We start from the raw sequence: 13,123 nt of genomic DNA, 5'->3' as shown, positions 1-13,123 counted from the left end.
GGCCCATGTCGCAGCAGGACCGTCAGCCGCGAGTCGTGGTGCGCCGGGCGGACCGCCCCGGCGACCTGGGCTGGGTGGTGATGGCCCACGGTGAGGTGTACGACCAGCAGTTCGGCTGGGACACCGACTTCGAGGCGCTGGTGGCCAGGATCGTTGCCGACTACGCCACGGATCACGACCCGAGCCGGGAGGCGGCCTGGATCGCCGAGGTCGACGGGGCACGCGTGGGATGCGTCTTCTGCGTTGCCGACGGCGAGCCCGGGGTGGCCAAGCTGCGGATCCTGCTGGTCACCCCGACCGCGCGTGGCCTCGGCGCCGGCACCCGCCTGGTCGAGACGTGCGTCGCCTTCGCTCGCGCGGCCGGCTACCGGCAGGTCACGTTGTGGACCAACGACGTGCTGGTGTCCGCACGCAGAATCTATGAGGCCGTTGGCTTCGTCCGCAGCGACGAGGAGCGGCACCACAGCTTCGGCCACGACCTCGTCGGCCAGAAACTGGACGCTCGACCTGCGGCAGCGGCCAGCGGTCAGCTCCGCGGGTGGGGGTGACCGGCCATGAGCACGCGTCTGTCGCCGCGGCTCGTGGCGAGGTGACCTGCCGCGCTCGGTACCAACCGGGCTTCCGGACGAGGGCCGCAAAGTACCGAAAGCCTTTCCGTCTGGCATTCATATCCCTGTTCTGGGAACATCGGGACAAGCCGGACGACACCGAGCCGCGCTAGCCGACAGTTCGAGCTGAAGACCGATGGTCCTGTCTGGACGACGCGGTCGCGGAGCGACACCTCAACGCACAGACCGAGGCCGACACGCGCCTGACCACGCAGATCATCGAGTGGACCGCAGCCGACGGTGCATGCCGGCGCGCCGGCCAACCCGGTGATGGAGGTTCCGGTTCCCCGTCGAACAGTCGCGGGAACAGCTCGGTCAGTCGCCCCAGCGCGAGAAGAGGGAGAGCCATGATCGGTCAACTCGCCGGCAAGAATGTGATCGTCACCGGAGGCACCCGCGGCATCGGTCGGGGCATCACCCTCGGACTGGCCGCCGCCGGCGCGAACGTGGTCGCCTGCTACCGGACCGAGGGTGAGCACGTCGAGGCGCTCGCCCACCAACTCAAGGAGACGCCGGGCAGCCACCGGCTGATCCGGGCCGACGTGACCGACGTCGAGGACGTCGAGCGGCTCGTCGACGAGGCCGGGAGCGGCCATCGTACGCTGCACGGCCTGGTGCACAACGCGGGAGTGATCAGCCCCGTGCGGTTCGCCGAGCTGACGCCCCAGGAGTGGCACCGGGTGGTGGACACGACGCTCACCGCGGCGTACCTCCTCGTCAACAAGGCACTGCCGCTGATGACCGCGGGCACGTCGGTGGTGGCCATCGGGTCCCGGGCGGCCACGGTCGGGATCCCGCTGCGGGCGCACTACACCGCGGCGAAGGCCGGCCTCGTCGGGCTGATGCGTTCGCTGACCAAGGAACTGAGCCCGCAGGGCATCCGGGTCAACGTGGTGGCTCCGGGCACCATCGAGACCGAGGAAGCGGCACGGGACTCCTCGGCGGAACGGCGGGCGTACGTCGAACGCCACCGCCAGATCATCGCGTTGCGGCGCTACGGGCGGCCGGAGGAGGTCGCCGACGCCGTCGCCTTCCTGCTGAGCGACCAGTCCTCCTACATCACCGGGGAGACCCTGCACGTCGACGGTGGCATCTGAGCCCCCCAGCGGGGCGCGGACCGCCCGGCGGGAGTTCGATGCCCTGTTCGACGGCGTGGGCCGCGACGCTGTGTCCGGCGTCGCGGCCCACGGTCTACCGTCCTGTCCCGGTCAGTCCCTCAGCTCCGCGTGGGACGACATGAACACGAGGCGCGGACACGTCCGCCCGTGCCGGCTGAGCGAAGACGCCGAGCACCACAATCGGTGCCAGCGCCGCGATCAGCCCCGTTTTCATACGTTTCGCGGTCGACACTTCAGCTCTCCATGATCGTTTCGGCGGGCCGGTCCATTCGCCGACGGCGGCCGACGATTCAGCGGCGCTGCGCCCACCACCGGCGCAGCACGTAGCCGACGGCGCTGGCCAGGAACAGGGCGGCCGTGATGAGCAGCCAGCGGGCGAGGAACGGCCGCTGGTCCTGCCCGGACGCGGCCAGGTAGGTCGGCCGGCCCAACCGCAGGATGCCCGGCAGGTAGACGAGGAACAGCAGGCCCGAGGCCAGGGCCGGCACCCGGACGTGGTTCAGCAATGCGGGACCCGACGCCGGCACGCCGTGGGTGCCGAGCGCGCGCTGCAGCACGCGGTCCGCCAGCCCGTAGATCGGGAACAGCACGAAGTCGTGTGCGATCGCCGCGCCGACGAACCAGACCAGCATCCGGCCGGAGGTCGGTTCCGCGGCGAGCCGCAGCGCCACCCACCCGGCGACCGTGAAGGCGCCGACGAGCAGCAGCAGGTGCCCGGCCGGCGCCCCGTACGCCGCCCGGAACCGGGCCGCCAGGTCACCCACCGGTACGGCTCCGGAACTCGATCTCCGCCACCCACTTCGTGCAGTGCACGCCGGGCAGGGCCGGGACGATGACCCGCGCCGGGTAGCCGTGGTCGAGGGAGAGGTCGACGCCGTTGACCTGCAGGGCGAGCAGGGAGTCCGCGTCGAGGACCTGGTTGGCCTGCAGGGTCGCCTGCTTGAACAGCCCCGCCTTCTCCAGGGACCGCACGTGCGCGGCGGCGATCCCGTCCGCGCCGACGAGGGCGGCCAGGTCGCGCAGCCGTACCCCGGTCCAGGTCTGCACGGTCGACCAGCCCTCCACGCAGGCGATCGGCAGCGTGACGGTGTGCTGGGCCATGGCCAGCAGGCCGGCACGGTCCACCGCGACGGTGCGGCCGCCCGCGCGCAGGGCGAGCCGCCAGCCCGGCCCGGTGTCCGCGGCCCGGACGCCGGCCGCGGCCGCGGTCCGGTTCACCGGGAAGCCGGTCGGGCCCGCCCCCGGCTGCCGCCCCCGGGGCAGCAACAGCGCGGTCCGCCGCCAGGGCCCCTCGAGGTGCTGCCCCACGGTGAGGGCGGCGAGCAGCAGCGACAGGCCACCGACCAGGGTGAGCGCGCCGCGCCGGCTCATCGTGGGCGGCCCGGGCCGGGCGGCCACCAGTTCGTCCGGGTCCGGCGGCTCGGGCCGGGTCGCCGCGCGGTAGGTGATCAGCTCCTCGGGCAGCGAGCGGGACCGTAGGCCGGTGCGCATCCGCCGCAGCTTGAGCGCCACGTGGGTGACCAGCGCGGCGACGAAGACCCAGGCGCCGAAGTAGTGGGCGGTGTAGAAGTCGAAGCCGAACAGGTATGCGTACTGGATGTCGAGCAGGCCGGTGGCGATCTCGAAGAGGATCCCACCGACGAGCAGGAGCAGGGACAGCCGCTCCAGCACCTGCGCCACCGAGCGGGCCGGCGGCCAGTCGAACAGCTTCGGCAGCACCGACCAGAGCTTGGCCAGCACGATCGGGATCAGCGTGATCCCGAGCGCCACGTGCAGGCCCTGGGTGAGCCGGAACAGCCAGGACGGGCGGGTCGGCCAGTCGAACTGCGGCAGCCGCAGCCACCCGACGTCACGTGGGAACGCCTGGCCGAACTGGGGGGAGTAGGCGAGGTAGTCCAGCAACCCGGTGAGGAACACCAGCGGTAGGCCGACGAGCAGGACCACCCCGAACATGGCGGTGAGCCACGGGCCGCGCAGCGGGCTGCGCCACCGCCGGTTCACGGTCGCCGCGCCGGGCGGGGGATGCTCGGCCAGGAACGCCCACCACCGCCGGGGGAAACCGTAGGCCGGCCGGCCGGGTGGCACGCGCCCCGATGCGACCGGGGAACCCCCGGCCGGGGGAGAGCTCTCCGCGCTCACCGGTCCTCCTCGCGACTGCCGACGCCGGGACGCCCGGCGGCGGCCGGCCGACCGGATCCCTCTCCGGCAGGCTACGGGCGGCCTCGGCGGTCGGACCCGGTTTGCCGAATTACGGAACGCTTACCGGCCCGCGGACCGCGATGTTGCCAGGTCCTTACGGCTTGGCCGACCGGACCCCACGCGACCGCCTACCGACCTACCCTGACCGGCATGCGGGTACTCGTCACCGGCGCGGCCGGTTTCATCGGGTCGCAGGTCGCCGACCTGCTCGCCACCGACGGGCACGAGGTGGTGGCGCTGGACGCGCTGCTGCCCCAGGCACACGGCGGCGAACTGCCCGAGTGGTCCCGGCGGCACGACCCGATCGTCGGCGACGTCCGCGACCCCGACCTGCTCGACCGGCTGCTGCCCGGCGTCGACGCGGTGTGCCACCAGGCCGCGATGGTCGGGCACGGCCTCGACCCGTCGGACGCCCCCGGGTACGCCAGCCACAACGACTACGCCACCGCCGTGCTGCTGGCCGCGATGCACCGGGCCGGGGTGCGCCGGCTGGTGCTCGCCAGCTCCATGGTCGTCTACGGCGAGGGCCGTTACGAGTGCGCCCGGCACGGCATCGTGCGACCCGCCCCGCGCCGTCCCGCCGACCTGGCCGCCGGCCGCTACGACCCGACCTGCCCGCGGTGCGCCGGCATCGTCAGCCCCGCACTGGTGCCCGAGGACGCCCCGCTGGAGCCGCGCAGCACGTACGCCGCCACCAAGCTGGCCCAGGAGCACCTGGCCGCCGCCTGGGCGCGGCAGACCGGGGGCGGAGTGTGGGCCCTGCGCTACCACAACGTCTACGGGCCCCGGATGCCCCGCGACACTCCGTACGCCGGGGTGGCCTCGATCTTCCGCTCCGAGCTGTCGGCCGGCCGGCCGCCGCGGGTGCTGGAGGACGGCCGCCAGCGGCGGGACTTCGTCCACGTCACCGACGTGGCGCGGGCCAACCTGCTGGCCCTCACCACGCCGCCGCCGCAGCCGCTGGTGCCGGTCAACGTCTGTTCCGGCGAGCCGCGCACGGTCGGTGACCTGGCCGCGGCCCTGGCCGCCGCGATGGCCGGGCCGGCGCCGCTGGTCGTCGGTGGCGCCCGCGTCGCCGACGTGCGGCACGTCGTCGCCGATCCGCGTCGGGCGGCCGACCTGCTCGGCTACACCGCGCGGGTCGGCTTCGCCGACGGGGTCACCGCCTTCGCCACCGACCCGCTGCGCGAGCCGGCGGCCGTGCATGCCTGACCCGCCGCGCTGCCCGCGGGGGCGGCAGCGCGGACGACGCCGGGCCGCGCGGCAGGTCAGGAGACCGTCCACAGCAGGTGGTTGACCACCAGCGCGGTCGCCGCCTGCCCGGCCAGCCACCAGCGGCGGGCCGCCGCCGGCAGGTGCGCGGTGGCGACTAGCAGCCACACCGCGAACGGCAGCCAGATCCGCTCCACCTCGGCCTTGCTCAACCCGGACAGGTCAGCCGCGAGCACCACCGCCGCCGCAGCGACCGGCAGCAGCACCGTCGGCCCGGCGGCGGCCACCGGCCCGATGAGCCAGGCGCCCGGGCCGCGCCGCCGCACCGCCGCGACTCCGGCCAGCACCGCCCGGCGCAGCGCCGGCCCGAGCGCCGGGCCGGCGGACAGCACCAGCGCCGCCAGGTTCGCCCAGACCCAGTAGCCGTACGGGCGGTCGGCCGCCCAGCCCTGGTAGTACCGCTCCACCACTCGCTGGTAGCCGTCCCACCACCAGAATCCCGCCGCCGTGAACGCCACCACCACCCCGGCGACTCCCGCGACCGCGGACAGCAGTGCGGCGATCCGGTCCGCCGGACGCAGTGCCAGCACCACCAGCGCCAGCAGGCCGACCAGCACGAAGCCGTACGACAGGTACAGCGCGTAGCCCAGCACCAGCCCACCGACGGCCGGGGCCAGCCGGCCGCGTACCGCCAGCAGCGCCAGACCTGCCGCGACCACGCCGGCGAACAGCCCGTCCGCCGACGCCCCCACCCACACGGCCCCGGGGAGCAGCACCAGGAATGGCAGGACCGCGCGGGCCGCGGCGTCGGCGCCGAGCGCCCGCAGCGCCACGGGCACCGAGACGGTGACGCTCGCGCCCACCAGCACGCAGGCCAGTGCGGCAGCGCTGCCCCCGCCGAGCCCGATCCGGTCCAGCCCAACGAAGACCAGTAGCGCGCCGGGCGGGTGCCCGGCGGTGTGGGTCGACCAGGAGTCGGGCTGAAAGTCCAGGATCCGCCCCGTGAACCCGGCCAGCGTGGCGGGGACGTCCCGGACCCCGGGCACCTCGTGCAGGTACTCCGCCTGCGGCGTGAGCCGTTCGGTCAACCCGGCCGACCAGCCGTCGACCAGGGCCAGCGACAGCGCCCACGCCACCGAGGCCAGGTAGGCGAGGCCGAGCAGCGGGCCCCAGCGCGCCGCGCCGGCCCACCGCACCCCGACGCCGACCACCCCGGCCGCGACCAGCACCGCCGCCGGGGTGCCCCAGCCGAGGTGCGGCCGCCAGGTCGCGTACAGGGGGGCGGCGTCCGCGTGCAGGCCCACGCCGCGGGCGTTGAGGACCGCGCCGACCGCGGCGGCCAGCATGACCAGCGCCGCCTCGACGCCCAGCACCGTCAGGTCGGCGAGCCGGCGGCGGGTCGGCGCCCGCCCGGGCGCGACGGGCCGCCTTGTGGTCGTTCTCATGCCGTCCGGACGGTACGGCCTTCCCTCGATGGGTGACCGGCGAACCGCCGGATCGTCACCGTCCGGTAAGAATCGGTCTCCCGGTAACAGATCCGTAAGGTCCGATCTTCCTGCCGCAGCCCAGGTGGCGGCCTAGCGTCGTCGGTATGTCCCCGCCGATCGACGTTGTCCTGCCGTGCCTCGATGAGGCCGCCGCCCTGCCCGGCGTGCTCACCGCGCTGCCGCCCGGCTACCGGGCGATCGTGGTGGACAACGGCTCCCGGGACGGCTCGGCAGAGGTTGCCGACCGGCACGGGGCCCGGGTGGTGCCCGAGCCCCGCCGAGGCTACGGCGCCGCCGTGCACACCGGGCTGGTGGCCGCCGAGGCGGATCTGGTCTGCGTGCTCGACGCCGACGGATCCTTCGACCCCGCCGAACTTCCCGCCCTGGTCGCCCCGGTGGCCGGCGGCGCCGCCGACCTGACCGTGGGCCGGCGACGGCCTGTCTCCGCCGGGGCCTGGCCGTGGCACGCCCGCGCCGGCACCGCGCTCATCGCGGCGTTGCTGCGGCACCGGGGCGTACCGCTGCGCGACCTCAGCCCGATCCGGGTGGCCCGCCGCGAGGCGCTGCTCACCCTGGGCGTCACCGACCGGGCCTTCGGTTACCCCCTCGAACTGCTGATCCGCGCCGCCGCCGCCGGCTGGCGGATCCAGGAGTTGGACGTCAGCTACGCCCCACGGGCCGCCGGCACCCGCTCCAAGGTCTCCGGCTCGGTACGCGGCACGCTGCGCGCCACCCGCGACTTCGCCGGAGTCCTGCGCAGCGTGGGCGGACTCCGGTGACGGTGCTGCTGGTGATGGCCAAGGCGCCCGTGCCGGGGGCCGTGAAGACCCGGCTCTGCCCACCGGCCACCCCCGGTCAGGCCGCCCGGATCGCCGCCGCCGCGCTCCGGGACACCCTCGACGCCGTCCGGGCCGTGCCCGGGGTGACGCCGGTCCTGGCCGTAAGCGGACGCCTCGCCGACGGCGAGGACGGAGCCGGCCTGACCGCGGCGCTCACCGGCTGGACCGTGCTGCCGCAGCGAGGTCGGGACCTGGCCGACCGGATCGCCAATGCCCACGCCGACGTGGCAGCGGCCTGGCCCGGACAGCCGGTGCTGCAGATCGGCATGGACACTCCGCAGGTGACCGCCGGGCACCTGCTCGCGGCGTTCCAGCGGCTGGACCTGGCCGACGCGGTGCTCGGCCGGGCGGTGGACGGCGGATGGTGGGCGCTGGGATTGCGCGATCCCCGCCAGGCCGACGCGCTGCGGGCGGTGCCGATGTCCACCCCGGAGACCGGCGAGTGCACCTGGTCCGCCCTCGACCGGCGCGGGCTGCGCACCCTGACCCTGCCGGTGCTGCGCGACGCCGACACCTGGCCCGACGCGCTCGCGGTGGCCGCCGAGGCGCCGGACACCCGGTTCGCGTACCAGATATCGGCGCTGCACCCCACGCTGGTGCCCGGCGGGCACCGGTGACACTGCACACCCTCGGCACGGACGGCCGGTGGGCGGCCGCGGCGGGCGGGGGTGAGGACGTCTTCGCCGCCGCCCTCGAAGCGCAGCCCGGCGCACACTGGCTCGTGCAGGACGACGGTCGGCGCACCGCGCTGCCGGTCCGGCGCTGGCACGGTCCGCCCGAGCCGGCAACCGCCGCGGTGGTCGCCCGGTGCGCGGGCCCGACCCTGGACGTCGGCTGCGGCCCAGGGCGCCTCACCCTCGCCCTGGCCCGCGCCGGGCACGCCGCGGTCGGGGTCGACGTCTCCGCCCACGCGGTGCGGCTCACCCGGGCCCGCGGTGCCGTCGCCCTTCACCGGGACGTGTTCGGGCCGCTGCCCGGCGAGGGACGCTGGGCACACGTCCTGCTCATCGACGGCAACATCGGTATTGGCGGCGACCCGAGCCTCCTGCTCGGCCGGTGCCGGGAGCTGATCCGGGCCGGCGGCTCGGTCGTCGTCGAGCTGGAACCTCCCGGGCCCGGCCTGTGGCGGGGGCAGGTCAGGTTGGCCTCCCGCTTGCCACAGGGGAAGGTGTGCCGGAGCGGGGCGTTCCGCTGGGCCCGGCTGGACACGGTGGCCGTGCACGACACGGCGCACGCCGCCGGGCTGGCCGTCCGGGACACGTTCGAGGCGGGCCGGCGCTGGTTCGGGGAACTGGTCCGTCCGTTGTGACGGGTCACGCCGGTTGCGTGCGGATCTCGTCGTTCGGGGCCACGGCCACCCGCGCTGACCTACGCTGCCGGTGAGGTGGAACGGGGGACGGATGGCGCAGCCACGGGTGGCGATGATCGGGCTCGGCGGGATGGGCGCGCCCATGGCCGGGAACGTGCTGCGGGCCGGTCTGCCGACGGTCGTCTGGAACCGCCACCCCGAGCCGGCCCGCCGGCTGGGCGACCAGGGCGCGGAGGTGGCCGCCAGCCCCGCCGACGCGGCCGGCGGGGCGGACGTCGTGGTGACCATGGTGACCGACGCCGACGCCCTCGGTTCCATCGCCTTCGACCAGGGGATGCTGGCCGCGATGGCCGAGGGCGCGGTCTGGGCCCAGATGAGCACCATCGGCGTCACCGACACCGAACGGTTCGCCCGGCAGGTCACGGCGGAGCGTCCCGACATCGTTCTGCTGGATGCCCCGGTGGCCGGCAGCCGCGGCCCGGCCGAGCAGGGGAAGCTGGTCGTCTTCGCCTCCGGGCCGGCGGAGGTCCGCGACCGGGTCGCCCCGGTCTTCGACGCGGTCGGGCAGCAAACGGTCTGGGTCGGGCCGGTCGGCGCCGGGTCCCGGCTGAAGTTGGTGAACAACCTGCTGCTGGCCTTCGTCGCCGAGGGGCTCGCCGCGTCGGTCGCGCTCGGTGACGCCCTCGCCCTGGACCGCGAGACCGTGCTGGGCGCCCTGCGTGGCAGCCCGCTGCTGTCACCCTGGGCCGGTGAGAAGCTGGACCGGATCGGCCGGGACGACTACACGACCCAGTACCCCCTCACCCTGGCGCTCAAGGATGTGAACCTGGTGTTGCGGGAGGTCGAGGAGGGCCGGTTCCTCGCCGCGGAGTGCCTGGCCGCGGAGTGGCAGCGCGTCGTGGGCCAGGGGCTCGGTGCGGCGGACCTGACCGTGGTCACCCGGGCGCTGTCCCAGCCCACCGGGCGCGCCTGATCCCTGGACGGGCCCGCTCTCCTACGGCGAGGCGAGCACGTGCAGGCCGAGCCAGCCGCAGAGCAGCACCGCCAGCACCCCGGCGAGCCCGCCGAGCCAGTACGTGGCCAGTAGCCAGCGGCGCCGCCAGGCCAGCCACCCCGCCAGGGCGGGAGCCGCGATCACCAGGGCCACCGAGGTGAGGAACGCCAACTGGAGGCGCCGCTGCTCCGCCGCGCTGGCGTGGCTCAGAAACGCGCCGGCGGCAATCAGCGGCACGACGGACATGAACAGCAACGCCACAGCGGCGGACCAGCCACCGAGGACCACCGCGGTCACCGCGAGCGCCCAAGCGGTGTCGGTGTTCCGTCGGCCCCGCCCCCGGCTGTCGACCATGATCACCTCCCCGGGCCGCCGTCTCGTCGAGCCGGTCGAGGAGGACGTCCGGCTCCACGTGGTGCAGTCAAGCACGCGTCCGCCCGCCCTGTCCGCCCCGCTTCCGGCGGCCGGGGCCCCGCCGGGGCCCCGCCCGGTGGGCGGGGCCCCGGCCCGGGTCAGCGACCCTGGAGGGCCTTGACGTTGTCGCCGAAGGTCCAGCCCTTCGACCCGTCCCAGTTGATCGACCAGGTCATCAACCCCTTCAGGCCGCCCTGGTAGGTGTTCCACGCCTGCCCCACCAGCGGCGGGGCCAGGTACCCGCCACCGGCGCCGGACTGCGCCGGCAGGCCGGGGACCTGCCGGTCGTACGGGACGCGGATGGTGGTGCCCTGCACGACCAGTCCGGCGTTGAGGCAGTTGGTCTGCGCGACGAAGCCCTGCACGGTGCCGGCGGAGTACGAGTCGCCGGCGCAGCCGTACATGCTGCCGTTGTAGTACTGCATGTTCAGCCACCAGAGCCGGCCGTTGTCCACGTACCGCTTGATGATCGGCAGGTACGCGCCCCAGATGGATCCGTAGGTCACGCTGCCGCCGGTGACGTACGCGGTCTCCGGGGCCATGGTGAGCCCGAACCCGGCGGGCATCTGGGCAAGCACCCCGTCGATGATCCGCACCAGGTTGGCCTGCGAGGTGGACAGCTGGTTGATGTTCCCGCTGCCGGTGAGGCCGGTCTCGATGTCGATGTCGATGCCGTCGAAGTTGTACCGCTTGAGGATCGGCACGACGGTGGCGACGAACCGGTCGGCGACCGCGGTCGAGCTGAGGTCGATGCCGGCGGTCGCGCCGCCGATGGACAGCAGGATGGTCAGGCCGCCGGCCTTGGCCTGGCACATCTCGGCGGGGGTGGGCACCTTGACCCCGGCGTCCATGCCGTTCTCCCAGAGCACCGTGCCGTCGGCGCGGATCACCGGGAAGGCGGCGGTGACCACGTTGTAGCCGTGCGTCCGGATGCGTGAGTCGGTGATCGGGATCCAGCCGAGCCCGGGGTGCACGCCGTTGGCCGCACCGTCCCAGCTTTCCCAGTAGCCCTGGAGCACCTTGCCCGCCGGCCGGGACTTCAGCGCGCAGGTGTCGCCGCCCGGCGGCGGGCTCGACGGGGTGGGCGTGGGCGACGGCGTCGACGTGGGGGTCGGGGTGGGTTTCGGCGTGGGGGAGGGGGACGACGTGGTCGGCGTGGGGGACGGGGCGCCGTCGCAGGCGCCGAGGTCGGACCAGAGTGCCGGGGTGGCCGGTGGGGTCCAACCGGCGCCGGGCGGCGGGGTGTGCGTCTGCAGCGCCTGGTAGAGCCGGCCGGTGTAGGTGGCCCGGCTGCCGGCGGTCCAGGTGACGCCCTCGGCCCAGGCCGGTACGCCGGAGCAGGCCGCCAGCGCGGTCTGGCCGGCGGTCGCGGCGAGGCCGGTGGTGGCCGTCAGGGCGGCCGTGGCGGCGAGCAGTACGGCGCCGCCGAGCAGGGCGGTCAGCCCACGTCGAAGTCGCATGACATACCTCCTCATCGATGCGTCGGAGGCTATCAGTTAACTTTGTTAAATGTAAATGCGCAGTACGCTGTCAGCGCTTGGTTCATGGCGTGAACGGTGCCGCCCGACGACGGCACCGGGGAGAGGACGGCGGCGGACGTGGACGCCAGACGCACCACCGTGCGCGACATGCGCCGTGCCAACCGGTCGCTGCTGCTCACCCGGATCTGGCTGGACGGCCCGCTCAGCCGCCACGAGCTCGGCCAGACCACCGCGCTGAGCCTGGCCAGCGTGAGCAACCTGGTCGGCGAGATGATCGCCGAGGGGCTCGTCGAGGAGGCCGGGTCGGTCGAGTCCGACGGCGGCCGCCCCCGGGTGCTGCTGCGCGTCGCCCCCGGCTACGGCTACCTGGTCGGCGCCGACGTCGGTGAGACCCGGGTGCAGGTCGAGCTCTTCGACCTGGCGATGACCGCCCTGGCCAAGGCCGAGTACCCGATCGCCGCCGCCGAGCCCGATCCGCAGGACGTGGCCACCCACCTGCTGCACGGCCTGGACGCGGTGATCGAGCAGGCCGGCGTCGACCCGGCCGCCGTGCTCGGCCTCGGCGTCGCCGTCTCCGGGACCGTCGAGCGCACCGCCGACGCCGTCGTGCATGCCCAGACGCTCGGCTGGGACGGCGTGCCGCTCGGCGCGATGCTGCGGGCCGGCAACGACGTCCCGGTTCACATCGACAACGGCGCGAAGACACTCGGCCAGGCCGAGATGTGGTTCGGTGCCGGCCGCGGCGTCCGGCACGCCGTCATCGCTCTGGTCGGCTCCGGGGTCGGGGCCTGCGTGGTCGCCGACGGGGTGGGCTACCGCGGCGCGCACAGCAGCGCCGGCGAGTGGGGCCACACCACCATCGTGTACGGGGGGCGCCGCTGCCGCTGCGGCAACCTCGGCTGCCTGGAGGCGTACGTCGGGGCGGAGGGCGTCCTCGACCGGTTCCGGCAGGCCAACCGGGGCCGCCCGGCCGCCGGCGGCGACGAGGAGAGCGCCTTCGGCGAGTTGCTCCGGTCCACCGGCCGGACGGCGGCGAAGGTGCTCGACGAGACCGTCGGCTACCTCGGCGCCGGGGTGGCCACCCTGGTCAACCTCTTCAACCCGGAGCGGGTGGTGCTCGGCGGCTGGGCCGGCCTGGCCCTCGGCGAGCGCTACCTGCCGCAGATCCGCGAGGCCACCGCGCGGCACGCGCTGCGCCAGCCGTACGCCCAGGCCTCGATCGAGCTGTGCCGGCTCGGACCGGACGCGGTCGCGATGGGCGCGGCCACCCTGCCGATGGCCCGGCTGCTGCGCGACGGCGGCGTGCGGCGCGAGCCGGCCGCCCGGGTGACCCCGGCGCGGCCGGCACCACGTCCGCGGACGCCGGTCCGCTGAGCCGCCGGGCCGGCGACGACGCCCGGCGGCGTGTCCGGGCGCGCCGGAGTGGCCGCCCGGGAGGATCCCGCGCGGCCGCCCCGGCCGT

The 13,123-nt window shown here is 74.8% G+C and carries 13 protein-coding genes; 8 read left to right on the top strand and 5 right to left on the bottom strand.

Translation table 11 applies throughout. From position 1 onward, the window contains the following. The first annotated feature begins 5 nt into the window (after window positions 1-5). A complete protein-coding gene (locus A6A27_RS14640; RefSeq protein WP_073835149.1) occupies window positions 6-548 on the top strand; it encodes a GNAT family N-acetyltransferase in 543 nt (180 codons plus the stop codon). A 407-nt stretch (window positions 549-955) separates the two neighbouring features. Further along, window positions 956-1,705 carry an SDR family NAD(P)-dependent oxidoreductase gene (locus A6A27_RS14635; RefSeq protein WP_073835148.1) on the top strand — a complete coding sequence of 250 codons (750 nt, stop codon included), beginning with the start codon at window positions 956-958 and terminating at the stop codon, window positions 1,703-1,705. 311 nt (window positions 1,706-2,016) lie between these two features. Here A6A27_RS14635 and A6A27_RS14630 read toward each other — a convergent pair whose 3' ends face one another. Then, window positions 2,017-2,490, bottom strand: coding sequence for a hypothetical protein (locus tag A6A27_RS14630; protein ID WP_143193996.1), 474 nt, complete (start codon window positions 2,488-2,490; stop codon window positions 2,017-2,019). Beyond that, complete coding sequence (locus tag A6A27_RS14625) at window positions 2,483-3,811, bottom strand: molybdopterin-dependent oxidoreductase (RefSeq protein WP_073835147.1); 1,329 nt, start codon at window positions 3,809-3,811, stop codon at window positions 2,483-2,485. The genes A6A27_RS14630 and A6A27_RS14625 overlap by 8 nt, the downstream gene beginning before the upstream one ends. A gap of 264 nt (window positions 3,812-4,075) precedes the next feature. Between A6A27_RS14625 and A6A27_RS14620 the strand changes: the two genes are divergently transcribed. Further along, on the top strand, window positions 4,076-5,137 hold the full coding sequence (locus A6A27_RS14620) for an NAD-dependent epimerase/dehydratase family protein (RefSeq protein WP_073835146.1): 1,062 nt from the start codon (window positions 4,076-4,078) through the stop codon (window positions 5,135-5,137). Window positions 5,138-5,193: 56 nt separating this feature from the next. On the opposite strand, the gene A6A27_RS14615 is transcribed toward A6A27_RS14620, so the two are convergent. Beyond that, complete coding sequence (locus A6A27_RS14615; protein ID WP_073835145.1) at window positions 5,194-6,582, bottom strand: hypothetical protein; 1,389 nt, start codon at window positions 6,580-6,582, stop codon at window positions 5,194-5,196. A 146-nt stretch (window positions 6,583-6,728) separates the two neighbouring features. Between A6A27_RS14615 and A6A27_RS14610 the strand changes: the two genes are divergently transcribed. The 4 genes from A6A27_RS14610 to A6A27_RS14595 all read left to right on the top strand — a co-directional run bounded on the left by A6A27_RS14610 (window position 6,729) and on the right by A6A27_RS14595 (window position 9,745). Next, window positions 6,729-7,403: a glycosyltransferase family 2 protein gene (locus A6A27_RS14610; protein ID WP_073835144.1), complete on the top strand. Its 675-nt coding sequence runs from the start codon at window positions 6,729-6,731 to the stop codon at window positions 7,401-7,403. Next, window positions 7,400-8,080: a TIGR04282 family arsenosugar biosynthesis glycosyltransferase gene (locus tag A6A27_RS14605; protein WP_073835143.1), complete on the top strand. Its 681-nt coding sequence runs from the start codon at window positions 7,400-7,402 to the stop codon at window positions 8,078-8,080. The genes A6A27_RS14610 and A6A27_RS14605 overlap by 4 nt, the downstream gene beginning before the upstream one ends. Beyond that, on the top strand, window positions 8,077-8,772 hold the full coding sequence (locus A6A27_RS14600; RefSeq protein ID WP_083672600.1) for a class I SAM-dependent methyltransferase: 696 nt from the start codon (window positions 8,077-8,079) through the stop codon (window positions 8,770-8,772). Before A6A27_RS14605 ends, A6A27_RS14600 begins: the two co-directional genes overlap by 4 nt. Before the next feature lie 91 nt (window positions 8,773-8,863). Then, the gene (locus tag A6A27_RS14595) at window positions 8,864-9,745 is read left to right on the top strand and encodes an NAD(P)-dependent oxidoreductase (RefSeq protein WP_073835142.1); all 882 of its coding nucleotides are present in this window, start codon (window positions 8,864-8,866) and stop codon (window positions 9,743-9,745) included. A gap of 21 nt (window positions 9,746-9,766) precedes the next feature. Here A6A27_RS14595 and A6A27_RS14590 read toward each other — a convergent pair whose 3' ends face one another. Both A6A27_RS14590 and A6A27_RS14585 read right to left on the bottom strand, forming a co-directional pair. Next, window positions 9,767-10,120 (bottom strand): hypothetical protein, encoded by a 354-nt coding sequence (locus tag A6A27_RS14590; RefSeq protein ID WP_143193995.1) that lies wholly within the window; start codon window positions 10,118-10,120, stop codon window positions 9,767-9,769. A gap of 158 nt (window positions 10,121-10,278) precedes the next feature. Continuing rightward, the gene (locus A6A27_RS14585; RefSeq protein WP_073835140.1) at window positions 10,279-11,640 is read right to left on the bottom strand and encodes a glycosyl hydrolase family 18 protein; all 1,362 of its coding nucleotides are present in this window, start codon (window positions 11,638-11,640) and stop codon (window positions 10,279-10,281) included. 96 nt (window positions 11,641-11,736) lie between these two features. On the opposite strand from A6A27_RS14585, the gene A6A27_RS14580 reads away from it, so the two are divergent. After that, entirely contained in the window at window positions 11,737-13,035 is a 1,299-nt protein-coding gene (locus tag A6A27_RS14580) for an ROK family transcriptional regulator (protein WP_241825259.1), read from the top strand. Window positions 13,036-13,123 lie beyond the last annotated feature (88 nt).

Origin of the sequence: Micromonospora sp. CB01531 (assembly GCF_001905095.1) — a bacterium.
GTDB lineage: Bacteria > Actinomycetota > Actinomycetes > Mycobacteriales > Micromonosporaceae > Micromonospora.
This window is presented reverse-complemented; position numbering and strand designations above follow the sequence as displayed.